The sequence below is a fragment of the Rhodanobacter sp. MP1X3 genome, assembly GCF_014207165.1.
In the GTDB taxonomy this organism is placed as follows: Bacteria; Pseudomonadota; Gammaproteobacteria; order Xanthomonadales; family Rhodanobacteraceae; genus Rhodanobacter.
In genome coordinates, this window is record NZ_JACHCO010000003.1 from 155,467 (window position 1) to 182,071 (window position 26,605).

Here is a 26,605-nt window from a genome sequence, read left to right on the forward strand (position 1 = left end):
CATGCATCACACATCGATCATGGTTGAACGATGGTAGTGATTGATAAAGTGATGTGCGTGCAAATTCTGATCGATCAAGTACAGATGAAGAACGTCATGCACTTATTTTCACGGTCTCATGCAAAGTGCGTCTCTAACCTTGGTTCCAGCGTTCAACCATGAGCGCTGTGCGCGGCAGTGACAACCTTCCTGCTGTGCCAATCCATTCCCCAGGAGCTTTGCAATGAGCACGAACGACCATGATGTAAAAATTCTCAACGGCCTCATCGAGACCACCATCGACAGTGCCGAAGGCTATGAAGAAGCGGCCAAGGATGCTGACAATTCGCGTTATACCGCCGCCTTCCAGAGCCGTGGTTCCGAGCGTCATCAGGTAGCGTCGAAGTTGCAGCAGCAGGTGATCACACTGGGCGGCAAGCCGGAAGACAATGGGACAGTACTCGCCTCGGCTCATCGCATGTTCGTCAACCTGCGCCATACCATCAGCAAGGGCGACATTGCCGTTGTGGATGAAGTCGAGCGCGGCGAAGATCACATCAAGGCGAAGTTCGAGGATGCCTTGAAGGACAACGATCTGACCGTCGCGACCAAGCAGGTGATCACGGATGCTTACGCTTCGGTGCGTCAGGGCCATGACCAGATGCGCGATCTGAAACATGCGCTGCATAACCAGCAGGCCTGAGTTTCGGTTTGCGCCAGTCGAAACAGAAAAGTCGCCGTGAGGCGACTTTTCATTGGCCGACATGATCAGGTATCCGGTCGGTGCTCCAGGCTTAGTTCAGCGAATGGGAAGCGCTATCCGCTCTTATTTGGCCGGGGCATGTGCCACTGACGCGTTTGAAGAGGCGCCGAAAAGCGGCTTCGCTGCTGTAGCCGAGCTGCTCTGCAATACACGCTACGGACTGCTGCCGATCGCGCAATAGCTGTTCGGCGACGCTTACCCTCCATTGCGTGACGTATTGCATTGGGGGCATCTGCATCAAATGGGTAAAGCGTTCGGCGAAAGCCGAGCGAGACATGCAGGCCATGCCCGCCATCGAATGCATGGTCCATGCACCGCCAGGATTTTCGTGCACCGATTGCAAGACTTTGCTTATGCGCGGATCGGCCACCGCGGCAAACAAACCGCGTCGATTGCCTGCCCGCTTGGCATAGTCGCAGACAGCCAGAGTGAACAACGCATCGGCAAGCTTGTTCAACAGCACCTGTCGACCGTCTTGTCCCGCGTTGACTATGTCTACCATCATGGCCGACAACTGGCGAAACGTGTCTCCCGCGTCTTTTGCGCGTACCACGAAGCAAGCTGGCAATGCCTGATTGAGCGGATGGTGTGTGTTGCCAAAGAAGCGCATTTCGCCGCAAATAAAACTCGTGCGATCAGCTGCTTCAACAGTCGTTTCACCCTCGACGCTCAGTCGATGCGGATCGCCCTGCGGAAAGAGGATGAGATCTCCGGTGTTCAGGTGCATCACGCGGTCCAGCGCGGCAGATTCGACCTTGCACTGTCCAGCACCGACAAGATGGAAAAGCCCGCAGTGGTACTGGGGTTCATCGAGGAACCAGGAGCCACAGCGGTGCAGCTCGGCGACGACCGCGACACGTAACATCGACTGATTGAGCAGGGATTCGAGTGCCGGGTCGATGAGCGAGGTACGCGGCTCACTCGCGAGCATCGGATTGGCTTCGATATACATGGGTGATCCTTTCGACGAGAAGCTCTGATAGCTTCTCTTCGCGGTCTACCCACCAGCGGTTACATCGGTTGCGGAGTGGCGTGCTATTGCATTGACCAGCTGCATATCAGGCCGTCGGCAAGCCATTGATGCAGAAGGCTGGCCATGCGCGGTAACGCGTCGGCGGGCTCGTGAAACTCACAGAGTCGTTCGCACAGTGCGGCGAAAGACTCCTCCTTGATCGCCCCGGTCAATGCGGATAGCTCATCCGCGCTGACCGTGCGGTATCGTACGGTCAGCGAATGCCGCCAGACCAGAAGATGGCAAACCTTCGCATGACGGCGTAGTCGCGGGCGCTTGCTGTTGGAGTCCGCGGCGCGGCGGAAAGCATCGACGTTATGCTGAACCGACAGGATCTGCAGATGATTTTGCGGGCGCAAGCGCAAGTTCGCCCACGCATCTGCAGGTACATGGGCCAGATCGGCGGCAGCAAGCACCGGCTCGTTGGCCGCATCGAATGTTGTGGAAATAGCCCAGTCCAGGCTGGCCATTTCGGCCAATTCCGCCGAGGTGTGCCATGGCAGGCTGTATCCCAGAAAGGCCGCAACGCCCGCACCGTGCCAGCGGATGTTGTAATGCATGGATGGATGCGCCTCGATATAGCTTTCCAGCATGGCGTTGAAGCGACGACCCATCAGATGGCCTAATCCGGCAAACTCCGTTGTCAACGAATCACGTAGACGCACCCGATAACCATTGCGGTAGATAGCCATGCGAGTCGCGGCATCAGCTCTGGCATCGCCGTGCAGTTCCGGCAGTCGCGGCGACTCTTCGGCAAGCACCGCCTGCATGATTTGTTGCTGAAGTTCCTGAAGGCTCACGCGGCGGCCTGAAGCAGCGGCTTGGCCAGCATTCGTGCGTAGTCGAGTTCGGCAAGCAATTCAGCCAGCGGTGGCATGCGGTCGTCACGCTCGATCATGGTCGAGATCCGGCCATAGCGGCGGACGGCCTCCAGATAGAGTTGCCACACATCATCGATGATCGGCGCGTCGTGCGTATCGATCAGCAGCTGCTCGCCGTTTTCGTGACCGGCGAGATGGAACTGCTGAACGCGTGATGCGGGAATGCCGTCGAGATAGTCGAGCGGTGAAAAACCATGGTTGTGCGCACTGACATAGATATTGTTGATATCCAGCAGGATCAAGCAATCGGCACGTTCGGCTACCGCAGCCAGGAATTGCCATTCGGTCAATTGCGCGTCAGCGAAGCGGATGTAACTGGATACGTTTTCCAGCAGGATCCGTCGCCCCAGCACGTCCTGTACGCGCCGCACGCGATCGACTACATGCGTGAGCGCTTCCTCGGTATACGGCAGTGGCATGAGATCGTGCAGATTGATGCCCTGCACGCCAGTCCAGCACAGATGGTCGGAAATCCACGCGGGCTCCACGCGGCGGGCCAAGGCGGAAAGACGTGCGAGGTAATCATCGTCCAGCGAATCGGTGCTACCGATCGATAGCGATACGCCGTGCATCACCAGCGGAAAGCGTTCGCGGAATTTATCCAGCCAGACGAGCGGACGACCGCCCGGAATCATGTAGTTCTCGGAGACGATTTCCAGCCATTCGACGTTGCCGGGTTCTTCGAGCAGGCTTTCGTAGTGCTCTACGCGCAAGCCCAAACCGTAACCCAGGTAAGGCAGCTGATGTGATGTTGTCTTGATGGCCATGATTTCAGTCGACCGCTGACAGGTGCAGTGAGCGGGGCTTTCCGATCCCTCTAGCCGGAAAGCCCCGGATGGCGTATTACTTGGCCTTGGCGGATGCCTGGGCTGCGTCGCATTCGGCCTGTGTCTTCTGCATGGTGAAGCCCTGACCCTTGCAGGAGTTCTGACCCTTGCAGGAATTGCTGGCTTGCTTGCATGCGCCGTGGCCTTTACAGGACGACGAGTTCATGCACTTCACCGCGGCTGTATCGCCTGCACCGGCGGGGGATGCAACAGCAGCCGACATCGAGGTGATCGCAAACAGGCCGGCAACCATGGCTGCCATCGCGGCACCGTTGAGTGTGTTCTTCATTAGGTAACTCCTGATAAGTGGTGTCTACCGCAATGGGCTGCGGCTAAGGATGTCTCCCCGGATCTGGCTCAAGATCGCCTGACGCCGGTTTCGACAATCATATTCTCGATAGTTACCGATGCTTCTGGCTGTTCCCGCGCATCCCGTTTTTGTGCCCGATCGTCCGGGACAGAAACATCCGGCGCACGATTGGACGCGCGGCAAGAAAGCATGGACGCACGAACATGGCGGGGCTCGATTGGGGCACGCATGATGCTGACACATCACGCCCACAGGAATTCAAGATGCGCCAGTTCATTGCTGACAAGGCTTCACGCCTGCTCGAAATACTTCAGGCTGTACGCTGGGTCGGTCCTCTCGTGGTCCGTCTGGTATTTGGTTATTTCTGGCTTGAAACAGGCATTGCCAAAGTCCAGAACCTGGATGGTTTTACCCAGCGCTTTGTCGGGTGGCATATACCGTATCCCGCGTTCAACGCCGGCCTTTCGGCCTGGACCGAGCTCATCGGTGGACTCTTCATCCTGCTCGGTTTGTTCACCCGCCTGATCTGCATTCCGATGATCATCAATATGGCCGTTGCGGTGGCCCTGGTGGTATCGGCCAATCTGACGAGTCTGGACGATTACGTCGAGGCGGATGAGATCGTCTACAGCCTGATCTTCTTCTGGTTACTCATCGCCGGGCCGGGCAAGGTCAGTGTCGATACCTTCATTGCCCGCTGGCTTGGCATCCGTACGCAGGCTTGAGCCATGGGTGCGCGGTGATGAGAAGTACTCGATTGTTACTGCGGCTTTCTCCCGGCGTGAGTTATGGGATGCACTGCACCAACGATAGGCAAAGCAAACAACTGAGGAATGTGTCGTCATGAAAAAGAACAGCGTGAAATCTGCTTCAGTTGTGCTCCTGCTCTTGCTGGCAGGCAGTGCCGTGGCCAATGAGGTGCCCTTCAATCAGGCAGCCTTCGATCAGGCCAGGGCTGCCGGGAAACCCGTCGTGGTCTATTTCCATGCGGACTGGTGCCCAACCTGTCGCGTGCAGCAACCCATTGTGGCCCGGCTGGCGTTAGAGCCAGTGTTCAAGCCGGTAACGATTTACGAAGCGGACTTCGACACGGAAACCGCGCTGGAAAAAACCATGAACGTGAGTCAGCAATCGACTTTCGTTGTATTCAAGCAAGGGCACGAAGTCACACGATCCACCGGTCAAACCCAGGAGCCTGCCATCCGCGCCGTTCTGCAACAGGCACTGTGATGGATTTTGGACTCGGCACCTATGTGGTAGGTTTTCTGGCCGGGGCCGCGTCGATTCTGTCACCTTGCGTGCTGCCAATCCTGCCGATCCTGATTGCGTCGGCCTTGTCGAAGCATCGCCTCGGTACGGCCGCGTTGGCGCTTGGATTGGCCTTGTCGTTTGCGATCGTGGGAACGTTCATCGCCACGCTGGGTGCATCGATCGGCCTGGGCGCGCAAACCTTGCGTCAGGTCGCTGCGGTGCTGATGGTCGTGTTCGGCCTGGTGATGCTGTCTCCCCGACTGCAGCTTGCATTCGGCAGGATCAGCTCCCGGATCGGATCAAGCGGGCAGCAAGCACTCGGCTCGATCAAAGGTGAGGGCCTGGCCAGTCAATTCGCGATCGGCCTGCTGCTGGGACTCGTTTGGAGCCCATGCGTCGGGCCAACGCTTGGTGCCGCTTCAACCCTCGCGGCGCAGGGAAAGAATCTCGGACAGATCGCTCTGCTCATGCTTCTGTTCGGCCTGGGCGCGGGCCTGCCGCTTCTGCTCCTTGGTGGACTCTCTCACGCGACGATGATGCGAATTCGTGGTTCGCTCTCCTCGATCGGTCATGCGGCAAAATCAGCCATGGGCGGTCTGTTCGTCGTGTTTGGCGTTCTCATCTTGAGCGGCTTTGATCGCAAGCTCGAAACGATGCTTCTCTCGATCAGTCCCGATTGGCTGACGAAGCTGACGACGTCGCTTTGACGGGCATCGCTGGATGCAACTGCGGCCAAATCGGGTAGTCGAAGTTTCTCTTTTCCAGCTAAGACACGAAATGTATTTCGGCAATGAGGGGGCAGTCAATGCCGCCGAGCTTGTTATGCAAATCACCGCTGCGTGGTGAGCGTCCTCAACTCCGGCAATGCGGGAGTAATCGAGAACTACGCGATGTACGGTCAGTGCAGTGTGGGTACCTGGCTGTAAAAGGTTTCACCCAGAATGTGGGTTTCAGATGGTCACCCTGCGCGATGAAGGCGCTGCTCTTGCCACCGAACGCTTCGACCACTTTTCCGTGACAACTGCCAAGGCCCAGAAAGCCTTCATAAAAAAAGCCGCGCCAAGCGAAGACTTGGCGCGGCAAGAGGGGTAAAAACCGACCACTGCCAGTGCATCGGTGCCGTCGTCGGAGGGACCGATCGGGCAGGGCAAAGTTAATTGGCAGGTGTCTCACATCCTGCGAATCATGCATTGAACAGATTCAGGCGACATGCGGCGTCTCTTCATAAAGTGAAATTCCCGCTTTCGTGTATTGGATCAGCACAAAGACCAGTCGATACATGCGTCGCGTCGATGTCCGGCACATGTTGCAGACAAACATCACTGGCCAGATCGACCGCAGTGCTTGCCACTCACACGACCTATACGCAGTAAGAGCGCAGCATGCATCACCGGGTGTTGCGTATAGCCCTACTTCCGCAATGCCGACGGAGTCTCTGCTCATGCTTATTACCATTCTTCTGGTTGTACTTCTTCTGGCACTTATCGGTGGCCTGCCGCACTGGGGCTACTCGCGCTCATGGGGCTACGGCCCCAGCGGTGGTCTGGGCCTGATCGTGGTGATTGTGATTGTGTTGCTGCTGATGGGGCGCATCTAGACAACCAGCGTTGTTGAAAAGCCCGGCAGCCATGCCGGGCTTTTTATTTGGCTATCGTCGTGATGCTGTGGGTCGCGTGATTCTCGATCAGCTCATTTTTTGCGCGGACGTTTCGGACCGGGTGCGGAGTGGTTACCTTGCATAGCATCGATCGCATCGATCCAGCCCGCGCGCGATGTTGGAAACGCATCGGCATACGGCACATACGGTTTGACATCGAGAATAGGCGTGCCGTCGAGCAGATCCATGCCGCGCACGCGCAGGGCGTTTTCCTCGACGGCAACCAGTTCGACGGCGGAAAGGCCAATCGCATTGGGTCGATGTGGTGAGCGCGTCGCTAGCACGCTGCGCTTGCCGCCGCCGCGTGGTGGTCGCACCTCGGGTTTCCAGCCTTCGCTGCGATGAAACACGAATACCAGCCAGATCCGCTCGAACCCGACCAGGTCACGAAACGCTGTCGCGGGAAAGCTCTCCGTGAATTCAATCGTCGCCTCGGCCAGCGTACCGCTCTCGGTACCCGCCACTACCGTCGACTGATGTGGCGCGTCGATTCGCCGCGCGTAGGGCGAGCGAACGAAGGCAATCGGCGAGAAAGTGAGGCCATTTGGTATGTCTTGCATAAGGTTAAGTATCCCATCGTCAGGGCGTGATCGTCGCGATGGCCTTCGTGACAGTGACCTGAGCAATGATGTTCCCCGCCAGGCTCATCGGGTGGTTCAAGGTGGCCGAAAGGGGTGTCTTCTCAGGATTCCCATCCCTCGTCACGCTTCCAAAATGTCCACCACGCGCGCACCATGCTTCGCTTCCACAAAGTGATATACCGATGAGCCACGACGAAGACGATTTCGATAACGAGTACGACTTCGATGAAGCCGATGATGATTCGGTCGAGTCGCAGGTCTGGCAGCTGCTGCGCCTGATCAATCCCGGCGATGACGACATGGCGCTGCAGCAGTTTGCCGATTACCGCGAGGCGGTTGCCGAGATTGATCCCGAAGATGTGGTGCCGGTCGAGGTGATTGGCCGTGTGATCGACTGGCGCTCGGGCTTTATCGTGGACGAGCACGATCTGCGCTCGCTGGTGCAGGCAATCAACGAACTGGCCTCGCGCTGGAATCTGTTGATCGACTGGAACGGTGATCCGGACGACGACGAATTTTTCGACGACATCGATGCAGCCGGCCTGTTCGGCATCGCCTACGATCGCCTCGCCGAATTCGGCTACACGCTGTGGGCATGGGAGACCGAAAGCGAGAGCCACGCCGGCTGGATGACGCTGACCCGCGACAACGAACCGATGCGCGAACTGGCTACCATGCTGGGTGTGAACCTGCGTTTGGGTAGCGAAGTTAGCTGAGGCGCGCTGTCTTCGAATGGCTTTCCATCCGTTTGATTGTGGAAAAGCGGCAGACCAACAGGAGCGGGCTCGATGGGTTCGGCGAAGCGTGATAAAGCAAAAGTGCGCGTTCTTTTGCGGCAGACGATGTTGCTGGCTTTTATTGCACTGCTGGCGGCCTGCGCCGCCACGCCGGTGCGTAATCCACTCGCTACCTGGGTACCTTCGCCGAACTATGGCGAGCGTCGCCCGCAGCTGATCGTGCTGCACTTCACCGACGAGACGTCGGTACAGAACAGCCTGAAGACCTTGCGCACCGGCAATAGCGAAGGGCCGGTCAGTGCGCATTACCTGATCGGCGGCGATGGACATATCTATCAATTGGTGCCCGATTCTTTACGGGCGTGGCACGCCGGGCAGGGGCGCTGGGGCTCGATCACCGACGTGAACTCCGCCTCGATCGGCATTGAGCTGGATAACGATGGCCAGTCGCCGTTTGCCTCAGCGCAGATTACCAGCCTGCTTCACTTGCTGACTGACCTCACCGACCGTCTGCGCATTCCACGCACGCAGATCATCGGCCACGAGGATTTCGCACCGACGCGCAAGAACGATCCGGGACCACTGTTCCCGTGGAAGCAGCTGGCGGATGCCGGCTTTGGCCTGTGGCCGCAAGGCGTGCTGGTTGATCCACCGACCGGCTTCGATCCGTGGATAGCATTGGGCGTGATCGGCTATCCGCCCGATGATCACGCCGCCGTGGTGCGCGCGTTTCATCACCACTACCGCGGCATGGACGGCGACACGCTGGATGCCGAGGACCTGCGCATTCTGTACGCCTTGACGCGCCAGCTGTTGCCACTCGATCGCTGACAAAAGTCGTTGGTGCGCTGAACGAACACAATAAACGATCGCGTTGGCCGACAGCGTAAAATGGTGGTCTACGAACAGACGGCCTTATCGACATGCTTCAACTTATCGGCTTCGACGGTGACGACACGCTGTGGCATAGCGAGGATTACTACCAGCAGGCCAACGCGACATTCGCCACTATCGTCGGCCGCTACGTAGATCTGGCCGATGGCCGGGTGCAGGCCGATATGCTGACAACCGAGCAGCGTAACCTGAAGCTGTTTGGCTATGGCGCCAAGGGCATGACGCTGTCGATGGTGGAAACCGCCATTGCAATGACCGACAAGCGTATTACGGCGGCAGATATCCACCAGATTGTCGAGCTGGGCAAAAGCGTGCTGCAACATCCGGTGGAGTTACTGCCGGGCATTCGCGAGGCGGTTGAACAGGTGGCTGCGCAATACACGGTGGTGCTGATCACCAAGGGCGATCTGTTTCATCAGGAAAAGAAGGTGGCGCAGTCCGGGTTGGCCGATTTGTTTCAGCGCATCGAGATCGTGTCGGAGAAGAACGCGGCGACGTACCGACGCGTACTCGGCGAATTCAAACTGCAGCCGGCGCAGTTCGCGATGGTCGGCAATTCGCTGCGTTCGGATATCGAACCGGTGGTGCGGCTCGGTGGCTGGGGCGTGCATCTGCCGTACCACGTGACCTGGGCGCACGAGCTGGAAACCGGTCTTGGCGAGGACGAACAGCGGGTGATTTCGGTGGCGTCGCCCTCGGCGATTCCGGCAGCCGTTGCGGAGTTGGCACAGCGCGCGGCTGCTTGAATCCCGGCTGGCCAGGCCCCACGGTTATCACTACGAATTACTTGCCGAACCTGATCCATGCATGCCTTGATATTTGAAAAATTCGGCGACGCCGACGTATTGCAATGGCGTGAACAGCCCGATCCGATTCCAGCTGCAGGTCAGGCGCTGGTGCGCATGCATGGCATCGGGTTGAATTTTGCGGATGTCTATAGGCGCAACGGCAATTACCATCTGAGCGGAAGCGCGCCCTGGATTCTCGGTTACGAGGGTGCCGGAGTGATTGAGCGCCCGGCCGAAGGTGATCCGCTTTTCCCGGTCGGCACGCGGGTCGGTTTCGCGGACATGCCTTATGCGAATGCCGAGCTGGTTGCGGTGGATCTCGACAAACTGATTCCTCTGCCTGACGACATCTCATTCGACACGGCCGCGGCGGTTCTTCTGCAGGGCCTGACCGCACAATACCTGGTCACCGACAGCTATCCGGTACGCGGCGGGGATGTCGCCGTGGTACACGCTGCAGCCGGCGGGGTCGGGCAGCTGCTGGTGCAAATGCTCAAGACCCGCGGCGCGACGGTCATCGGCGTGGCATCCAGCGCAACGAAACGCACCGCTGTGCTGTCAGCGGGTGCGGATGCGGCGGTCGGTTATGAAGAGTGGATCGCTGAAGCGAGGCGATGGACTGGTGGTCGCGGCGCGGATGTGGTTTACGACTCGGTCGGGACAACACTCGGCGACAGCCTCGCCGTTGCACGCATCGGCGGCACGGTGGTGTTCTACGGTATGGCGGCGGGTGATCCCGATCCGGTCGACCCGCGTCTGCTGATGGATCGCTCACTGACGCTAACCGGCGGCGACCTGTGGAATGTGCTGACCAGCGCAACCATTCGTCGTGAACGGGCGTCCACCTTGTTCGCGCAGATAAGTGCCGGCCAGTTGCTGCCGAACATTGCCGCACGTTTTGCGCTCAAGGATGGCGCTCAGGCGCATGCCTACCTTGAAAGCCGGGAGGCGGTCGGCAAGGTGCTGCTGACGGTGTAACGCGTTCAGCGCGCTGGATGGGCGCGCATCAGACGCGCCAGATCAGCCTGGTTCGGCGCTATCCGCCGGCGCGTCATCGTCGAAGCCGGTGTAGCCGTCGGGGAAAATCGGCGTGCCGTCGTCCTCCAATCCGGTCATGTCTGCCAACGCCTTGGCCGCCGCCGTTTCGGCGACCTCCTTGGCGCGGAAGCTGCGGTTTTCACAGATGGCGAAATACATCGGGAAGCCGTGGCCGCGAGGTGTCACGGCGAGATACGCGGTATAGCGCGAGCCTTCCAGCGCGGCGCCGGAGCGTGCCAGGTAGTGGTTGAACTCACGCTCGGCCATTGGTGTTATCCCGTGCAGCATCAAGATTCAGTGCACGCAGTGTATCGCCTTGCCCGTAACAGGGGTTTTGCGGGTCGCCGGGTCACGTCAGCCAAGCGGTTTTTCGGTGTCTTCCAGCGGCCTTACCTCGTGAAAAACGGCGTAGTCGATGGTATTGACGCCATCGGCGTCTTCACTGACGAGATCAATGTAACGGTGGTTCCAGCGCAGGTCGCTATGGCTCCAGCGCTGGCGTGCCAGCATGGACTGCGCGGTGGTTTCGTCGATGCCCTCGATGGTGAGCAGTAGCGTGGACTGGTTCCGGCCCATGCTCTCCTCCGATTCGCCGAACAATGGACTGCTGGCGTCGATCACGTGCATAAGGCTCCAGCTGAGCATGAAGATCGGATGCCGGTCGCGTACCAGCTTGAGATCGTAGATCTTGCGCAGGCTGAAGCCTTCGGGCGACGTCTCCAGTCGCAGTAGATGCAGTTGCGCAGAGGCTTCGGCAATCACGTTCTGGCGCGTGTTGGCCGCGCGGATCATCAGCGTCAGCTGGCCATCGATCATCCGCACAACCGGGTAGTTGGCGAACAGGATCTTGGCGCGTGGACGCGAAAAGCGCGAAAAAATCAGGCCTGTGACCACCGCGATGCAGACCATGCCGGTAAAGATTTCCACCGTCGCCACGATGTGTGCATAGACCGTTTGCGGATGCATGTCGCCGTAGCCCACGGTCGACAGCGTTTCGACACTGAAGAAAAATGCGCCACCGAAGCCGCGCGGATATTGGTTGGCGATGGATCCGTCGCCGAGCTGGTAAACGATGGCGAAAAGGGCGTTCAGTAACAGAAAGATCGCGCCGGCGAGTGCGAAGAATGTCGGCCAACGTATCGTCAGCGCACGATGGTAGATGTCATCCCAGAAGCGTCGCGACAGGCCCTGGCTGACGAACGCCCGGCCACCGATGTTCACAATGCGCGGGCGACGCCGGAAACGCAGCTTTTGCGGGGAATTCATCGCCAGCTCTCATCGCGGGAATGGAATGGCCGACCAAGTGCTCAGCCAGCGGTGCGACGATTGTAGCGCGCGGATTGCCTGCATCCGGCGGCAGGTCTGTGGCAAGCTGGCCCACCGTGTTGCGGTCATGTGCTCATGCCTACGCCTTGTGATATTTCCTGCCCGTATTGCGGCGAGCCGATCGAGATTCTGGTCGACGAGTCTGCCGGTGATCAGTTCTATATCGAGGATTGCCAGGTCTGCTGCCGGCCAATCTCGTTGAGCGTGCGCATTGACGATGATGGCAAGCCGCAGGTGAATGCGGCGGGCGAGAACGACGCTTGATCACGATGGCCTTGTGCTCGCCTCTTGTCTGCGCCAGCCTGCCGTGATGACGCACTCGAAGCCGTCCGCGCCCCGTATCGTGCTGGATACCAACGTTTGCCTGGATCTTTTTTTGTTCAATGATCCTCAGTGCGTGGATCTGATGGCTGCGTTGCGCAGCGGTGCCGTGCAGGCGGTGACCCGTGATGATTGCCGCGATGAATGGCGCCGGGTGCTGCACTATCCGCAGCTGCCGATCGACGACAAAATCCGACCAGGCGTTAGCGACGCTTTCGATGCATTGATCCATCATCTGCCCGCGTATGCCTCTACGACGCATGACGATGCGTCGCTGCCGCGCTGCGCCGATCCCGATGATCAGAAATTTCTGGAGCTGGCGTTGGCTAGCAAGGCGAGCTGGCTGATCAGCAAGGACAAGGAGCTGCTGAAGCTCGATCATCGTTCACGCAGTGCGGGGCTGTTTTCGATCCTGCTGCCGGAGCAGTGGTCGCTGACGGAAGCTTGAGTTTTCGTGGTTGCAGCGGGCGATCAGGCGCGCTGCAGGTTGCTCGCCTCGGTGATGGCGATACCCTTGGCGATCAGCGTCTCGCGGGTTGCTGCATCGGTCGTCGGGGTGACCGGTCGGCTGAGATCCCATAGCAGATGCGTGCGAAAGCCGGCATACACCGCGTCTTGCGCTGTCCACAGTACGCAGACGTCGCGTGCCAGTCCGCACACATAGACCTCGTCCACGCCACGTTCGCTCAGCCAGCCGGCGAGACCTGTGCAGGGGCGCCTCCCGTCGGGCCCATGGTTTTCGCGAAAGCCGCTGTAGGAATCCACGTCTGGATGACTGCCTTTGCGGATAATCGCATTGAGCGATGACCAGTCCACATCCGCGTGCAGCGCTGAGCCGTGCGTAGCCTGCAGGCAGTGATCCGGCCACAGGGTCTGTGGATGTCCGTAAAGGTCGATCTGATCGAACGGCTTGGTGCCCGCATGCGAACTGGCAAACGAGATGTGGCCGGCGGGGTGCCAATCCTGGGTTGCGACTACATGACTGAATACGCGAGCTTTCAGCAGTGCACGGATACCGGGCACGATCGTATCGCCCTCATGGCATGCCAGCGGGCCGCCGGGCATGAAATCGGGTTGCAGATCGACGACGATCAGTGCGGCATGTTGATCAATGATTGGTTTCATAAGCGAGCCGCGCAAAATAGGCCTAGCTGGCAGGAGTTTACCGCGCGTTGCGGCGCCGGGTTTCGCAAAAATGTGACATAGATCAGAATCGGCCGAAACAAGGAATGCTAAAGGGGAGAAGGGGATGGATCAGGTTTCCAGCGGCACCGGCTACCGGGAGTCGGTATTGGCGAGCGCGAGTTATCCGCGGACTTATCGCTACTCGCCGGCCTTGCGTGCTTTCATCTATGTGATCGCGGTCGCGATGATGGGTGGTGGCGTGTGGGCAACCAGCCTGCAAATCCGCCAGCCGTCGTCACCGACCATACTGCTGTGGGTGGGCCTGGCTGCGTTTTGTCTGGGCCTTTTCATGGCGTCGTCGTGCGCCGTATCGTGCTTGACGCTGCGGGCCGATGCGATTGAAGTGCGTGGGTTGTTCAGCACGCGGCGGCTGCGCCGCGACGAGATCCTCGGTCGTCGCCTATTGCCCACGCGTGGCAAACCGATACAGGTATTGGTACCCAGAAGTGGGCGCCAGTTGCGTCTCGACTCGGGCTACAAACGCGATAGCGTGCTGGAGGCCTGGATTGCGGCCTTGCCCGATATCGACCTGCAGGAGCGCGAAGCGTCGGAGGCAAAGCTGGCGGCGGACCGAACTTACGGCGCCAACCCGAAAGAGCGCCTCGACAGGCTGGCCAAGGCGCGGCAGATAGCCAAAGTCGCCCACGGTGTGACGCTGGCAGCAAGCGGATGGGCTTATATTTATCCGCGCCCCTATCCGCTGGTCATCGCCACGCTGGCTCTGTTGCCTTGGTGCGCCGTGGCGATAGTCGCATGGTCACGTGGCCTGATTCACTTCGACACATCGCGTAACGATGTGCGTCCGAACATCGCCATCATGTTGCTGCTGCCGGGTATGGTGCTGGGTATGCGCACGTTGTTCGACATCAACTTGCTCGATGTGAAGCCGGCGCTCGAGCTTGGCTTTCTTGCGGGATTGCCGCTGCTGGCGGCGGTGCTTATGGTCAATAATCGGAACGACCAGCCCCGTGCATGGGCTTGGCCGTTACTTTTTCTGGCGCTGGTGGCATTGCCCTACGGCGGCGGTTTGCTCAGCCTGTCCGATGTAGTGTTCGATCATCAGGTGCCGCAGGTTTTTCCGACCCAGGGGCTGAGCAAATATATTTCCAGCGGCAAACATCCTCAGCCTTATCTGGTATTGGCTCCGTGGGGGCCGGAAACGAGCGGCGACAAGGTGGCAGTGAGTCGTGCCTATTACGCGCAGACGTCATTGCATGCTTCTGTTTGCGCGGTGCTTCATCCCGGCAGATTCAGCTTGCGCTGGTATGCCGTGCGTGATTGCGAGCCGACGACTGCTGGCGTCGATGCCACTACGCTGTGAGGCGATACTTCACTGCATAATGATGCCGGTCACTCCGACTTACAGAACGCGAAACACACCATGCATTACAACCAGAGCTGGATGGGGTTCGGCATTGTAGGTGGCATCGAGGCAGGCGCGATTTCCGCCATGGCGGCGCTGCTGCTGTTCGCGGTGTTCCACTGGCTAGGCCAACGCAACGACTGGGGCTACGGCCCCCAGATCAGCTGGACTATTCTGGTGGCTGCGCTGCTCACTGCCAGCGGCGATTTATGGGACCTGTTCTATTTCAACTACGGTCAGCTGCAGTCGATTGACCTGCTGCGTGCGAAGCTGGCCGAGGTGCATGATCCGGACAGTATCGGCGTTCGCGTGCTGTGCGAACTGCTCGGTATCGTGATTGGAATCTATGTGGGATGGATGCTATGCCACACACCCTGGGGAGTGCGGTTGCTGAAACGTCGTTGACGTTCAGTGCACGGCGCGCACGTTGTCGAGCCGGTGCGAGAACATCCATGGCCACAGCTCGGGCAGTGCATACGCAGGCACCCACGATCCGTGATTGACGCCGGGGAATTCGGTGTAACGCACGTCGACGTGGCGCGCCTGCAGCGTAGGGTATAGATGGTGATCGTCGGTAAGTGGCACTACGGTGTCGGCGCTGCCGTGGAATATCCACACGGGTAGATTGGCGATGTGTGAGGCGACCCAGGTGTAGGGATCGACGCCTGCGGGAATGCCCACCACGTGCAGCGCGGGCTCGTCTGAAATCGGATTGATCGCGCCGCAGATGATCGCTGCGGCGGCAAACAGGCCAGGATGATCCATCGCGATCTGCCACGCGCCGAAACCGCCCATCGACAGGCCGGTGAGATAGAGCCGATGGCGGTCGCCGTGGAACTCGGTGATGCTGTTCTGCATCGCCTGCAGTGCCATCTGCTCGATTTCACCGTTCCAGTAAGTGTGCTCCGGTGCCTGCGGTATCACCACCACGGCCGGAAATGTCGATCCATGTTCTCGCAGCCACGGCGGCAGCCCTTGAGTCATCTGCTTCGTATTATCGTTGCCGGCTTCACCGCTGCCGTGCAGAAACAGCACGATCGGCCATACGTCTTCCGATCCATGCTGTTTAGCCGTCCAGCCATCTGGAACAAAAACCTGATAGCGATAGGTTTTTCCCTGAAGCGTCAGGCTGCGTTCGACAAAGTGGGCGGTATCGTCGGCATGAGCGCAGACGCTGGATACCAGCAATAGAAGCAGCAGGGAAAAGCGCAGACGCATGGATGATGTCCGTTGAGGTGTCAGCCTATTCAAGGCTGTCGCCTGAGCTGACGCAAGTCATGTTGCAGCATGCTGCTGGTCTCCGCCTTAGAGCAGTGGATCGAACAGCCGCGCTACATGCATCGCTACACGGCGCAGATAAGGCGCATCGAGGTATTCACTTTTATCAACGGCGCGCGCTTTGGCGAAATCGTTCTTCAGCATCGCTTCCACTTCGCCGGCAAAGTGCTGATTGACGATGAGCGCGCTCACCTCGAAGTTGAGACGGAACGAACGGCTGTCGAGGTTCATGCTGCCGACCGCGGCGGTGTCGTTGTCGATCAGCAGCACTTTCTGATGGGTGAAGCCGGGCTGGTAACGGAACATGCGGATGCCGGCGCCAAGTGCCTCGTGAGCGTGCAGTGTGGACGCGAGAAACACGGTACGGTGATCAGGTCGCGAAGGAATCAGCACACGGACATCAACGCCGCGCGCCACGGCCAGTCGCAGCGCCGACAGCACCGAGTGATCGGGCACGAAGTATGGCGTGGTGAGCCACAGCCGCTCGCGTGCTGCATGAATGGCTGCGGTGAAAAACAGCGAGCAGGTTTCCTGCGCGTCGGCCGGGCCGCTGGCCACGATCAGCGCACTGGCCTCACCCGCGCAAGGCGGCGAGGGCAGCAGCGGCGGCGGTGTACCGGTGATCCATTGCCAGTCGCGTGCGAACAACTGCTGCAGATCGGACACCGCCGGTCCGCGCAGCTCCATATGGGTATCGCGCCACGGTGCCAGCGGCGGCTTCAGGCCCAGATATTCGTCGCCGACGTTGAGACCACCGACGAACGCGCGCGCGCCATCTACCACGACAATCTTGCGATGATTGCGGAAGTTGAGCTGGAAGCGGTTGCGCCAGCGATGGGTGGCAAACGGATGAATCGCCACGCCGCCGGCGAGCAGCGTTTCGACGTAGTGCTTGGGTAGATCGTGGCTGCCGACGCCGTCGAACAGCACGCACACGGCCACACCGGCTGCCGCGCGCTCAAGCAGGAGCTGCTGCACGCGTCGACCCAGTTGATCGTCATGGAAGATGAAAAACTGAATCAGCAGGCAGTGCTTGGCTTCGGCCATCGCGGTCAGCATGACCTCGAAGGCGGCATCGCCATCGATCAACAGCTTCAGCTGGTGTCCGCTGCGAAATGGTCGACCTTGAATCGCGCTGATCGCAGCGTAGCGCGCGCAGTCAGGATCGATCGACGGTGTATTGCCGCTGCCGTCGGGCGCGCGCGACGAGAGCTTGGACTGCTGGCTGGTGAGGTATCCGAGGAACCGATTGGAGCCAAGATACAGATAGGGTAGTAGCGTGACATACGGCAAAAAGATCAGGCCCAGCGCCCAGCCGATCGCGCCCTGCGGCGTGCGTGTGTGCATCACGGCATGCATGGCTGCGAACACGCCGAGCACGTGGAATAGCACAAAACCTGCGGTGATCATGCTGGCAGTCATCGGCGCGCGACCATCGAATGCGAAGTCATCGAAGCAGGCAGCGCCGGTTATTGGGCGAGCAGTCGGTCAGCCAGGCTGCGCGCCTGCTGGCGGATTTCCGGCATGGCGGTCGATTCCCACAAGGTGCCGCGCAGCATGCTGCCGATGGCGAACAGGTTTGGCCAATAGTCGTTGTCGTGCGCGAGCCGCCCATCGGGCATGGCCTGCATGCCGAGGCCGAGCGGATCTGGCGTGATGTGCCCGTTGGTGAGCAGTTGACTGACCAGCGTATGCGGTGTGCGGCGGATGTCGGTATTCATGCCGGTGGTCTGTATCACCAGGTCGGCATGCAGAGTCTGGGCCGGTCGAGCCTGACCTGAGCTGGCGTGTGCCGGAGCCAGATGCATCTGCAATGCATCGCCGACGAGTTCCACCGACTGCATGCGTCCGCGCTGGCGATGCAGCCGGCCTTCGCTTTCGAGCATTGCGATCGACTTGCCTGCCTGTGGCGGCATGCGATGCCGCGCCCGCTCCCATGCCCAGCGCGCGTGGCGCAGAAAGCGTGCGCGCTGATCGACGTCCAGTTCGCGCCACAGACTGGATGTGTGCGGCCGCAGGCTATCGAGAATGGTGCGCCAGTCGCGCTCGTGGGCAGTCGCTTCGCGCAGCAGATGCAGCCAGTGATGGATGTCCGGGGTGTCGCGCATCGATTCGATCAGCTCGGCGCTGTCGCCAGCCGGCGCGGCGGCTGCATTCAGATGCGCCTCGGGCAGCAGGCCGTGACGCGATATCGCAGTGAATTCAGTGTGCGGCCAGCGTGTAGAAAGTTCGAGCAGCACGTCGACGGCGGTCAAGCCCAACCCGATCAACACGACCTTGCTTGGCGGAGGATGGTTTTCAGTACCAGCTAGCAGGGGCCACGGATCCACCACATAGCGGCCGCTTGCCAGCGCATCGCTGCTCACGCCACTCAGCGGCTGCGGCGGCAGGGAACCCAGCGCCAGCACGGCCGCATCTACCCGATGGCTTTCTTCGCCATGGATGACGGTAACGCTATCGCGCTCGGGCACCATGGCCTCGACGGGGAACGGCACCACGTTCACATCGTGGCCGTTTGCTTTGGCCTGTTTGAGTGCGTGTGCGACTTCGGCTTCGAGGTAATCGCCGTAGCGGCGGCGCGGCAGAAAGTCGGTGCCGGCAATCGCTGGATCATCACGCTGAACAAAATCCAGAAAGCCGCTGGGCTTGCCGGCGAACATGCTCATCGATGCCGCACGCACGTTCAGCAGATGGCGATCCGATACGGTGTCATAGGCGACCCCGCGAGCCAGTGAACCGCTGCCTGTGTACCAGTCAAGGTGCAGCGGCTGCGACGGCTTGCGCTCCAGCAATTCGCTGAGCAACGTAGCGGCCGCGGCACCACCGCCGATGATGGCGACCCGTCGAAACATGAAATTCCTTGAACAAATGGCGGTGTGGCGATCAGCTGATATGGCCAGAGACGGCGGCGCGCTGCAGCTTAGCCACCCACCCCGCTTCCGGCTCAGCCTTCTCGTAGGCGAAGTACTGTGCCAGATCACCACCATAAACGTGAAGCGTTAGCGCGGTATCGTGCTGCGACAGGTTGCGGCAGCGGTGCGCATGGCTGTCGCCGCCTTCGAACCAGGTGCCATCACCGGGGCCCAGCCAATCGCGCCCAAGCTCGCGTAGATCCCCGGATATCGGATCGCGCTCGTAGGACTGTACTTCCAATGCACCGAGCAAGGTGACTTCCAGGCCCCACAGACCTGCATGGTCGTGCACGGGCGTGATGTGGTTCGGCGGCCAGGCCATCACCAGCACGCTGATCGCTGGCTTGCTTCGTTCGGCCACCAGCCAGCGTTCGAAGCCATGGTTGCGCGCACGCAAAGGAGCAAAGCGCGTTGTCAACGCTTCAGTATCCTGATGCACCACGCGACCGATTTCTCGCGCCATTGAAGCCAGGTCGGGCTGTTCGGCTGCGCCATGTTCAAGTGCGATCTCGCGCAGGGTCTTCAAGGTGTGCAGATATTTGCCCATTCAGAAAACTCGGCTGTATTTCAAACGAATACAGTGGAGCATGCGTCTCGTTAAAGACGCGTAAGACGGAAGCGGCATTTTTTTGCGATGCGGCTCGCATGTTCGCAGCGCGTGGCGGAAACGCCGCTGCGGCCTTGTTTCATGCCGTACGGAGCCTGGGTTTTGAGGCCTGAGAACGCTTGCGCGGTGTCGCGCCGACGTCAAAGGCTGCCGGTCAACAACAATGTTCCTGGCGTGCGTTGCGCGGACGATCCAGGTCAGCGCATGAGCGCCGATCGGGATATGTCGCTCACCATTTCTTACGCCGTCACTGCCCGTTTCATCATTGCTGGTGCAGATCGAAACTCACCGGCACGCGTGCCCAGGCGCGCACGGCTTTTCCGTCGACCATCGCAGGCTGAAACTTCCACGATGCAAGCACCTGCTCGCGTGCACTGCGGTCGAGCAGGGCGTAACCGCTGGTGTGTTCAACTAGCACATCGATCGGTTTGCCGGTCTCATCAACCAGTACACGCAGCAGCACAGTGCCGTGCAGCTGCTGGCGCATAGCCTGCGCCGGAAACTGCAGCGGTGAGGACCGATAGGCCAGGCTGGCTTCGACAGGATTTGCTGGTGCCGAATTGCCGGGCGTTGCCGTGCTTGGCGTGATGGTCTGTATCGCTGCAGGCGGTGCAACGCGACCTTCTACGGTCGGCACGAACGGTTGTGCGACGACCGGCGGCACTTTTGGCTGGCTGTGAGCTACCGTCTTGGGCGGATGCGGCAGCGGTTTCATCACGATCGCCGGCGGTGGCGGTACCACGGCGGGAGGAGTGATGAGCCGAATCTGCGGAACCGGCGCTGGCTGCTCCAGCGTGGGTAGCGAAGGCGCGCTCATGGGACGGGTTGCAATCAGGAGGACGGCCAGATTGAGCGCTATCGCTGCACTGAGCGCGGTAATCCGGGTGGCATCAGGATGGTTGGGGTGATGCTGCGTATGACGAGCGTGGGCCAGACTTGCGGAAGACATAAGCGACCTCCTGATGGCAGTTTGGGACGTGCGATGGCGCCGCGGCCCTACAAGCTGGGTATTGCGCCGCAGCAATTGCAGCGTATGCTCATTTCATGCCGTTGCGCAAGTGAGCTTGCCGTTGTTTTTCAAGTGGACGGCTGGACGTCCATATCCACCAACAGACACGTTATCTTGTAACGCTTGTTTTGCCGAATCAGTCCAGTGAAGGCAGGGCGGCCGGTTGCTCAGTCGCCTAGCCAGGTTTCGATGACCCCGGGTCATCGTGGTCCACCAATAACGTATCCGGGAGCGCCGCTGCAGGTCTCCTGATTGATCAGGAGTTGCCATGCACGCTACATCTCAGATCGCCGCTCCGCGGTACAGCTTTGGCGATGAACTGGCCAGTAGCGTTATTCACGGTATCGGCATCGTGCTGAGCATCGCTGGCCTGGCGATCCTGGTAGCGTTTGCCGCGCGCCACGGCGATGCACGCGTGATCGCGGCCAGCGCAGTCTATGGCACCACGCTGATTCTGCTGTATACCGCCTCCACGCTGTATCACTCGATTCCCCTGGTCAAAGCCAAGCCTACCCTGCGCACGCTGGACCACATCGCGATCTTTCTACTGATCGCCGGCACCTATACGCCGTTCACCCTGATTGCCCTGCCCGGGGTGTGGGGTTGGAGTCTGTTTGTCGCGGTCTGGACGCTGGCGCTGCTTGGCAGCGCGCTGGAAGTTGGGCCACTGAAGCGCTACCGAAAATTTGCCGTGCTGCTTTATGTCGGCATGGGCTGGATCGGCATGATCGCGTTCAAACCGCTGAGCGCGTATCTGCAGAGCGGCGGTACCGCATTGCTGATTGCGGGCGGTCTGGCATACACCCTGGGAGTGCCGTTCTATCTTTGGCGCAAGTTGCCGTACCACCACTCGCTGTGGCACCTGTGTGTGCTCGGCGGCAGTGTGCTGCATTTCCTGGCCGTGCTGCTTTACGTGATACCCGACGCATCGGTGTGATGGTTGGGACGACCGGTCAAAGTTGATCAGCCAAGCAACAGCGCTAGCCCGAACAGCCCGACCATCATGAGCGAGATCACCAGCTTCAGCAGGGTTCCGAACAACAGACCTATCCAGGTACCCACGCCTACATGCGCCGAGCGCAGCACGCTGGTACCGGAGGCCAGCTCGCCGAGCAGGGCGCCGATGAAAGGCCCTAGCAGCAAACCCGGGATGCTGAAGAACATCCCCACCAGCGTACCCAGACTCGCGCCCCACAGCGCCAGACGACTCGCACCAACGCGTTTGGCGCCGAGCGTGCTGGCAATGAATTCGATGATCACGCCGGCCGTACCGAGCCCACCGATGAGCAGCAGCCACCACAGTCCGATATGTCGGTAGTTGTCCACCGCAGCAACGAGCCAGACGCCACCGAAGATCATCGGCAAACCCGGCAAGGCGGGGATCACCGAGCCAATCAGGCCGCCGATGATCAGCGCCGTGGCCAGCAGATAAAGCGCGATGTCCATCCGGGGTTTCCTCGGCCGACCGAGTCGGCCTGGCTTGATGTGTGGTTGACTACTTTTCCACGAACGCCCGCTCGATTACATAATCGCCCGGCTCGCGCGTGCGCGGCGATGCATGAAAACCACGGCCATCGAGCAGTGTGCTCAAATCGTCGAGCATCGCGGGGCTGCCGCAGAGCATGATGCGATCGATGGCGGGATCGAGTGGCGGCAGGCCAATCGTCTCGCTCATCAAGCCATCGGCGATGGCGTCGGTGATGCGGCCACGATTGCGAAAGGGTTCACGGGTCACGTTTGGGTAATAGATCAGTTTTTCGCGTACCAGCGGGCCAAGGTATTCGTGCTGCGGCAGCTCGCGCTCCAACTGGTCGGCGTAGGCAAGGTCACCGATGTTTCGTACGCCGTGAGCCAGCACGATCTTTTCGAAACGCTCGTAGGTTTCCGGATCACGTACCAGGCTCAAGAACGGCGCGAGGCCGGTGCCCGTGCCGAGCAGATAAAGATGCCGGCCGGGCTTGAGATCGTTCAGCACCAGCGTGCCGGTGGGCTTGCGGCTGACCAGCACCGGGTCACCCGGTTGCAGGTGCTGCAGGCGCGAAGTGAGCGGCCCGTTGGCGACCTTGATCGAGAAGAATTCCAGGTGTTCCTCGTAGTTGGCACTGGCGATGGAATACGCACGCATCAGCGGACGCCCATCCACTTCCAGCCCCATCATCACGAACTGGCCGCTGTCAAAGCGAAAACCGGGATCGCGCGTAGTGCGGAAACTGAAAAGCGAATCGTTCCAGTGATGCACGTCGATCACGTGCTCGGTCGCCATTGCTGCCATGGTGCTATCGTCTCAAGAAAGGTGGATTGGGGCGGAATCGTCATGCGTCATGATGGCGAGTCGCAGGGTGACGAAGCACTGGCGGGAGCGTGGCGATGGCTGCGTGTGGCTTGTGCCCGCTACATTTTACGCGATCCGCGATCCGCTTGCCTGTGTGCAGTAATTTGAAAGACCACTGCAGCATTCTGAGGCATCATGCGGGCAGCCGACCTTGGGGAGTGTGGTATGGAATCAGGCGCGTCATTGCCCGTGAAAGGGCATCACGTCCATCAGCGTCATTTCGACCGGCTGGTGATGCTGTCCGACGGTGTATTCGCGATTGCGATGACGCTGTCGGCGGTGGAGCTGAAGCCCGAGCCTCAGCCCGGTGAAAATTTGCTTCATGCATGGGTCGGCCCATTACTGACCTATTTCATCAGCTTCGCCATTATCGGTAGCGTGTGGATCAGGCATCGACGCACGCTGGCACATTTGCGTTATGTCGATATGCCGATGACGTTGATCAGCCTGCTTTTGCTGAGTCTGGTTGCACTCATGCCAGTCGTGATACGGGTATTGCTCAGCGACGCGATGGGTGCGAATTCCACCGGCATGCTTATCTACTCGGTCACGCTGATGGCCAACTATGCCTGTCTGGCAGTCGGCTGGGGCTATGCCGCTTTCATCGCTCAGCTCGCGCCGGATGTGCCACGTTCGCGCGCGTGGGGATGGCTGTTGCAGGAGTTGTTCGTGGCGATTGTGTTTGGTGCGGTGGCGCTTTATAGCCTGCATTTGAAGCTGGTGGCTGCACTGGTCATGCTTGTGGGTGCGGGCTTGCGCGTTGCATCGGTGCGGCTGGAGCGCTCGGCCAAAGCCGGTGCGCTCAGCGGCGGTGAAGCACAGGCTCCCCATGGGAACACCAATCCCGGGCAATAGCGGCGAGACGACCGATCCTGTTACCCGTCCCGATATACCCTTGCCAGCATCGAATCCACGATCGCGCCATGGGCGTATGCGTGGCACCGATGATGGGCTAGATGTATGAAGTTTCGTGAGCCGCTTTGGATAAGGCTTGGTGGCTTTGCAATATGTAGCATGTGGCAAATATCAAGCAGCGAGCAGCTTTCCGTTTCGTTTTTATCGCTGTCTTTCCACTGATCGTGTGGCTTCTCAGCATGTGCGCGCCGACCATTCGCGGTGATTTGTGTGTCGATACATACGGCTAGCGCGTGGCGGCTTGTCGCCTCTTCAACTTCTTCGTGATGAGGCATGCGCGGCTGTCAAGATCGTGGCTACGACTGAAGGAATCTTCCCTTAAAATATGAGGCAGCACCCCGCTTCATGATACTGCGCTGGTAGGTCCTTAGCTTTATCGTTGGAATCCGGCATTTCCGCCTGGGTAAGGTCAGGCCGAACCCGCCGAGTCAGAACTTCGAGACTCGGCGCGCTGAAGCTTAGCGCTGGCAGCGTAGGGCATATCCAGGGCATATGCTGTTGAGGCGGTGGGAAGTTCAGGATGGTGCGTGCCATTTGATCGCCCATCACTTGTGCGATCTGGCCCATTTGCTGGGATCACTCGACGCGCGGTCGAGTGATTTTCATTAGGGATGATCTGTTACCAAAGCTGTCACGCGCCGGTGGCTAAGGTCAAGGAAGTGGCGCAACGCTTTTGGTGCGCTGCTAATGAAGGAGAAGCTGATGCACAAGATTCCCACTGGTACGTGGGTCGTCGTCGCTGACGGCACTCATGCCCGCTTGTTTCACAATGTCGGCAAAGGAGACGCGCTTCGCCTGTTGCAGGAAGACATCATGAAGTTCGAGGTCACTGATGAACAAGGGCAAGGTCCCTCGGGTCATCGCCCGCCCGAGGAAAGCCCCGAGCAGAACGATGAGGCGACCTTTGCCAAGCAGCTTGTCCATCGCCTCAATGCTGCGGCATTAAAGCAAGAGTTCGAGCATCTGTTCTTGATTGCCGACCCGAAGACGTTGGGCGATGTTCGGCCGCAGCTACATGCCGAGACGACGAAACGCATTACCGGCGAATTGGCAAAGACGCTTACCAACTCGACTTTGGAAGATATCGAGAAAATCCTGAAAGCAAACGAGTAAACAAGACGCCCGATGGATCACAGCCAGCCATGCAACTGGCGGCGATGACGGCTGCGGCCAGATCAGCTGCCAGCAATTATTCGTTCAAGAGCAGTTTGGAGTCGGCGAACACAGATTTATATCCGTGCCTGCTTTGGGTGGCGGACTTGACTGATCACCTTGCCGAGTTGTTGCTTGGCCACCCGCGCAGCGCAAAGTGCAGAAGCTTGCGCTCAGCAAAGGTTGTGGGAACACCTGCGGGGGAAGGTCAATTTTTTAGCCGGGTCATGGCAGCAGGTGAGGGCGTTCGGCGCCCATCTCTCGCGCCATGGTCGCAAAGTGTTCCTGCATGGAAGTTGGGCGCCAATCGCTACGCCGGATCATAGCCATGCGCCGACGCAGGACGCCGCCCTCGATGGGTATTTCGGCCAGAGCGCCCGCCTGGCGCTCGAAGAGAAACTGGTCCAGCGACATCAGGGTCAACCATTCGCCCTTGAGCATGAGTCCGCGCGTGACCAGAACCGAGCCGCATTCGATGCGTGGCGTCGGTGGTTCAACGCCGTGGGTGCGGAACAGGGTCCCCCAATTGAGCCGCATCGGTACGCCGAGTGCCGGCACTGCCCAGGGATAGGCGAGCAGGTCTTGAATGGTGACGACCTTGTTGCGCCGTAGCGGATGAGCGCTGTTGCCGACGATAAAGAGTTCGTCATCGAACAGACTTTCTTGTTCCACATCATTGGCTGGTGCCGGATGGCGCATGGCGCCGCCGATCACCAAGTCGATGTCGCCATGGCGCAGCGCAATCAGCAACTCGTCATAAGGAGCTTCGCGTACTTCCACCGATGCGCCCGGATGCTCCTGTGCGAATCGCGCCAGCAAATCGGGCAGGAACACCGCGCGCGCCATCGGCAGCGTACCGATGCTGATGCGGCCGACGCCGTGCTTGCCGGCGGCGATTTCGTCCAGTCCGGTACGCAACTCGGCCAACATCAGGCGCGCGAAGCGCACGAAACGGCTGGCTAGATCGGTGGGTCGTACGGCGCGTCCGGCTCGCACCAGCAATTCCGCACCCAACGTGTCCTGCAGTTCTTGCACGGCGCGGTAGACGGCCGGTTGCGATAGCCCGATCTGGTCGGCGGCGGCGGCATAACTGCTGCAGTGCTCAACTGCCACCAGGGCGCGTAACTGCACCATGCTGACACGCCGCTCGATATGGGCGAGCGGCGCCAGGCGCGCCGAGCGGCGTACCAGACGCACGCCTTGGGTGAGATAGCGCAGCGCGCGCTCGGCTCGGATGATCCACGCGAGCCCGGTCGCAGTCGGGCGCATGCCGGCGGCGCGGCGTTCGAACAGGCGAATTTCAAGGTTGCGTTCGAGCTTGCCGACGGCTTGAGCCAGCGCCGGCTGCGAAAGGCTGACCTGTTCGGCTGCCGCGCTCATGCTGCCAGCGCGGGCGATCACGCTGAGCGCATCCAGGTGGCGAAGGTTCAAGGCATAAATCTTATCCATACACAATCGATAGTATTTGCTTATACAAGGACAGTAAA

At 59.9% G+C, this 26,605-nt stretch carries 33 protein-coding genes; 17 read left to right on the forward strand and 16 right to left on the reverse strand.

Translation table 11 applies throughout. The features are described from left to right. Positions 1 to 223: 223 nt before the first annotated feature. The gene (locus HDE79_RS09820; protein ID WP_184601794.1) at positions 224 to 682 is read left to right on the forward strand and encodes a PA2169 family four-helix-bundle protein; all 459 of its coding nucleotides are present in this window, start codon (positions 224 to 226) and stop codon (positions 680 to 682) included. 91 nt (positions 683 to 773) lie between these two features. Here HDE79_RS09820 and HDE79_RS09825 read toward each other — a convergent pair whose 3' ends face one another. The 4 genes from HDE79_RS09825 to HDE79_RS09840 all read right to left on the reverse strand — a co-directional run bounded on the left by HDE79_RS09825 (position 774) and on the right by HDE79_RS09840 (position 3,751). Next, entirely contained in the window at positions 774 to 1,694 is a 921-nt protein-coding gene (locus tag HDE79_RS09825; protein ID WP_184601795.1) for an AraC family transcriptional regulator, read from the reverse strand. Between the two features lie 83 nt (positions 1,695 to 1,777). Continuing rightward, positions 1,778 to 2,554, reverse strand: a complete 777-nt coding sequence (locus HDE79_RS09830; RefSeq protein WP_184601796.1) for a DNA-binding domain-containing protein — start codon at positions 2,552 to 2,554, stop codon at positions 1,778 to 1,780. Further along, a complete protein-coding gene (locus HDE79_RS09835; protein WP_184601797.1) occupies positions 2,551 to 3,402 on the reverse strand; it encodes a DUF692 domain-containing protein in 852 nt (283 codons plus the stop codon). Before HDE79_RS09835 ends, HDE79_RS09830 begins: the two co-directional genes overlap by 4 nt. Before the next feature lie 76 nt (positions 3,403 to 3,478). After that, complete coding sequence (locus tag HDE79_RS09840) at positions 3,479 to 3,751, reverse strand: hypothetical protein (RefSeq protein WP_184601798.1); 273 nt, start codon at positions 3,749 to 3,751, stop codon at positions 3,479 to 3,481. A gap of 284 nt (positions 3,752 to 4,035) precedes the next feature. On the opposite strand from HDE79_RS09840, the gene HDE79_RS09845 reads away from it, so the two are divergent. From HDE79_RS09845 to HDE79_RS09865, 5 genes are all read left to right on the forward strand, one after another. Then, the gene (locus HDE79_RS09845) at positions 4,036 to 4,497 is read left to right on the forward strand and encodes a DoxX family protein (RefSeq protein ID WP_255488365.1); all 462 of its coding nucleotides are present in this window, start codon (positions 4,036 to 4,038) and stop codon (positions 4,495 to 4,497) included. A gap of 118 nt (positions 4,498 to 4,615) precedes the next feature. Beyond that, on the forward strand, positions 4,616 to 5,002 hold the full coding sequence (locus tag HDE79_RS09850; RefSeq protein ID WP_184601800.1) for a thioredoxin family protein: 387 nt from the start codon (positions 4,616 to 4,618) through the stop codon (positions 5,000 to 5,002). Then, the gene (locus tag HDE79_RS09855) at positions 5,002 to 5,730 is read left to right on the forward strand and encodes a cytochrome c biogenesis CcdA family protein (RefSeq protein WP_184601801.1); all 729 of its coding nucleotides are present in this window, start codon (positions 5,002 to 5,004) and stop codon (positions 5,728 to 5,730) included. Before HDE79_RS09850 ends, HDE79_RS09855 begins: the two co-directional genes overlap by 1 nt. A 247-nt stretch (positions 5,731 to 5,977) precedes the next feature. After that, entirely contained in the window at positions 5,978 to 6,115 is a 138-nt protein-coding gene (locus HDE79_RS09860) for a hypothetical protein (protein ID WP_184601802.1), read from the forward strand. Positions 6,116 to 6,464: 349 nt separating this feature from the next. Then, on the forward strand, positions 6,465 to 6,620 hold the full coding sequence (locus tag HDE79_RS09865) for a DUF3309 family protein (RefSeq protein WP_184601803.1): 156 nt from the start codon (positions 6,465 to 6,467) through the stop codon (positions 6,618 to 6,620). Between the two features lie 92 nt (positions 6,621 to 6,712). Here HDE79_RS09865 and tsaA read toward each other — a convergent pair whose 3' ends face one another. After that, on the reverse strand, positions 6,713 to 7,240 hold the full coding sequence (tsaA, locus tag HDE79_RS09870; RefSeq protein ID WP_184601804.1) for a tRNA (N6-threonylcarbamoyladenosine(37)-N6)-methyltransferase TrmO: 528 nt from the start codon (positions 7,238 to 7,240) through the stop codon (positions 6,713 to 6,715). A gap of 203 nt (positions 7,241 to 7,443) precedes the next feature. Between tsaA and HDE79_RS09875 the strand changes: the two genes are divergently transcribed. The 4 genes from HDE79_RS09875 to HDE79_RS09890 all read left to right on the forward strand — a co-directional run bounded on the left by HDE79_RS09875 (position 7,444) and on the right by HDE79_RS09890 (position 10,658). Further along, positions 7,444 to 7,977, forward strand: coding sequence for a hypothetical protein (locus HDE79_RS09875; protein WP_184601805.1), 534 nt, complete (start codon positions 7,444 to 7,446; stop codon positions 7,975 to 7,977). Positions 7,978 to 8,049: 72 nt separating this feature from the next. Then, positions 8,050 to 8,829 carry an N-acetylmuramoyl-L-alanine amidase gene (locus HDE79_RS09880; RefSeq protein ID WP_184601806.1) on the forward strand — a complete coding sequence of 260 codons (780 nt, stop codon included), beginning with the start codon at positions 8,050 to 8,052 and terminating at the stop codon, positions 8,827 to 8,829. A 92-nt stretch (positions 8,830 to 8,921) separates the two neighbouring features. Continuing rightward, positions 8,922 to 9,638: an HAD family hydrolase gene (locus HDE79_RS09885; protein WP_184601807.1), complete on the forward strand. Its 717-nt coding sequence runs from the start codon at positions 8,922 to 8,924 to the stop codon at positions 9,636 to 9,638. Between the two features lie 57 nt (positions 9,639 to 9,695). Continuing rightward, a complete protein-coding gene (locus HDE79_RS09890; protein WP_184601808.1) occupies positions 9,696 to 10,658 on the forward strand; it encodes a quinone oxidoreductase in 963 nt (320 codons plus the stop codon). A 42-nt stretch (positions 10,659 to 10,700) separates the two neighbouring features. Here the strand turns inward: HDE79_RS09890 and HDE79_RS09895 are convergent, their stop codons facing one another. Together HDE79_RS09895 and HDE79_RS09900 are read right to left on the reverse strand one after the other, a co-directional pair. Continuing rightward, entirely contained in the window at positions 10,701 to 10,985 is a 285-nt protein-coding gene (locus HDE79_RS09895; RefSeq protein WP_184601809.1) for a hypothetical protein, read from the reverse strand. Positions 10,986 to 11,072: 87 nt separating this feature from the next. Further along, positions 11,073 to 11,984: an ion channel gene (locus HDE79_RS09900; RefSeq protein WP_184601810.1), complete on the reverse strand. Its 912-nt coding sequence runs from the start codon at positions 11,982 to 11,984 to the stop codon at positions 11,073 to 11,075. Positions 11,985 to 12,119: 135 nt separating this feature from the next. On the opposite strand from HDE79_RS09900, the gene HDE79_RS09905 reads away from it, so the two are divergent. Together HDE79_RS09905 and HDE79_RS09910 are read left to right on the forward strand one after the other, a co-directional pair. Continuing rightward, a complete protein-coding gene (locus HDE79_RS09905; protein ID WP_184601811.1) occupies positions 12,120 to 12,308 on the forward strand; it encodes a CPXCG motif-containing cysteine-rich protein in 189 nt (62 codons plus the stop codon). Between the two features lie 46 nt (positions 12,309 to 12,354). Next, entirely contained in the window at positions 12,355 to 12,813 is a 459-nt protein-coding gene (locus HDE79_RS09910; protein WP_184602106.1) for a putative toxin-antitoxin system toxin component, PIN family, read from the forward strand. Positions 12,814 to 12,836: 23 nt separating this feature from the next. Here the strand turns inward: HDE79_RS09910 and HDE79_RS09915 are convergent, their stop codons facing one another. Beyond that, positions 12,837 to 13,490, reverse strand: coding sequence for a nicotinamidase (locus tag HDE79_RS09915; protein WP_184601812.1), 654 nt, complete (start codon positions 13,488 to 13,490; stop codon positions 12,837 to 12,839). A 124-nt stretch (positions 13,491 to 13,614) separates the two neighbouring features. Here HDE79_RS09915 and HDE79_RS09920 point away from each other — a divergent pair, with 124 nt between their 5' ends. After that, the gene (locus HDE79_RS09920) at positions 13,615 to 14,871 is read left to right on the forward strand and encodes a hypothetical protein (protein WP_184601813.1); all 1,257 of its coding nucleotides are present in this window, start codon (positions 13,615 to 13,617) and stop codon (positions 14,869 to 14,871) included. 60 nt (positions 14,872 to 14,931) lie between these two features. Then, entirely contained in the window at positions 14,932 to 15,318 is a 387-nt protein-coding gene (locus HDE79_RS09925; RefSeq protein WP_184601814.1) for a hypothetical protein, read from the forward strand. 3 nt (positions 15,319 to 15,321) lie between these two features. On the opposite strand, the gene HDE79_RS09930 is transcribed toward HDE79_RS09925, so the two are convergent. The 5 genes from HDE79_RS09930 to HDE79_RS09950 form a co-directional block, all read right to left on the reverse strand. Further along, positions 15,322 to 16,131, reverse strand: coding sequence for a prolyl oligopeptidase family serine peptidase (locus tag HDE79_RS09930; protein WP_184601815.1), 810 nt, complete (start codon positions 16,129 to 16,131; stop codon positions 15,322 to 15,324). Between the two features lie 87 nt (positions 16,132 to 16,218). Beyond that, positions 16,219 to 17,613, reverse strand: coding sequence for a cardiolipin synthase (gene cls / locus HDE79_RS09935; RefSeq protein ID WP_184601816.1), 1,395 nt, complete (start codon positions 17,611 to 17,613; stop codon positions 16,219 to 16,221). A gap of 47 nt (positions 17,614 to 17,660) precedes the next feature. After that, on the reverse strand, positions 17,661 to 19,043 hold the full coding sequence (locus HDE79_RS09940) for an FAD/NAD(P)-binding protein (protein WP_184601817.1): 1,383 nt from the start codon (positions 19,041 to 19,043) through the stop codon (positions 17,661 to 17,663). 31 nt (positions 19,044 to 19,074) lie between these two features. Continuing rightward, entirely contained in the window at positions 19,075 to 19,650 is a 576-nt protein-coding gene (locus HDE79_RS09945) for a cysteine dioxygenase family protein (protein WP_184601818.1), read from the reverse strand. Between the two features lie 322 nt (positions 19,651 to 19,972). Then, positions 19,973 to 20,659, reverse strand: coding sequence for an energy transducer TonB (locus HDE79_RS09950; RefSeq protein WP_184601819.1), 687 nt, complete (start codon positions 20,657 to 20,659; stop codon positions 19,973 to 19,975). A 328-nt stretch (positions 20,660 to 20,987) separates the two neighbouring features. Between HDE79_RS09950 and HDE79_RS09955 the strand changes: the two genes are divergently transcribed. After that, a complete protein-coding gene (locus HDE79_RS09955; RefSeq protein ID WP_184601820.1) occupies positions 20,988 to 21,656 on the forward strand; it encodes a hemolysin III family protein in 669 nt (222 codons plus the stop codon). A 26-nt stretch (positions 21,657 to 21,682) separates the two neighbouring features. On the opposite strand, the gene HDE79_RS09960 is transcribed toward HDE79_RS09955, so the two are convergent. Both HDE79_RS09960 and HDE79_RS09965 read right to left on the reverse strand, forming a co-directional pair. Further along, positions 21,683 to 22,165, reverse strand: a complete 483-nt coding sequence (locus HDE79_RS09960; protein ID WP_184601821.1) for a DUF456 family protein — start codon at positions 22,163 to 22,165, stop codon at positions 21,683 to 21,685. 49 nt (positions 22,166 to 22,214) lie between these two features. Then, positions 22,215 to 22,991 carry a ferredoxin--NADP reductase gene (locus HDE79_RS09965; RefSeq protein WP_184601822.1) on the reverse strand — a complete coding sequence of 259 codons (777 nt, stop codon included), beginning with the start codon at positions 22,989 to 22,991 and terminating at the stop codon, positions 22,215 to 22,217. 225 nt (positions 22,992 to 23,216) lie between these two features. Here HDE79_RS09965 and HDE79_RS09970 point away from each other — a divergent pair, with 225 nt between their 5' ends. Together HDE79_RS09970 and HDE79_RS09975 are read left to right on the forward strand one after the other, a co-directional pair. Next, positions 23,217 to 23,906, forward strand: a complete 690-nt coding sequence (locus HDE79_RS09970; protein ID WP_184601823.1) for a TMEM175 family protein — start codon at positions 23,217 to 23,219, stop codon at positions 23,904 to 23,906. A 759-nt stretch (positions 23,907 to 24,665) separates the two neighbouring features. Further along, entirely contained in the window at positions 24,666 to 25,079 is a 414-nt protein-coding gene (locus tag HDE79_RS09975; protein WP_184602107.1) for a host attachment family protein, read from the forward strand. A 264-nt stretch (positions 25,080 to 25,343) separates the two neighbouring features. On the opposite strand, the gene HDE79_RS09980 is transcribed toward HDE79_RS09975, so the two are convergent. Then, positions 25,344 to 26,567: a LysR family transcriptional regulator gene (locus HDE79_RS09980; RefSeq protein WP_184601824.1), complete on the reverse strand. Its 1,224-nt coding sequence runs from the start codon at positions 26,565 to 26,567 to the stop codon at positions 25,344 to 25,346. Positions 26,568 to 26,605: the final 38 nt, after the last annotated feature.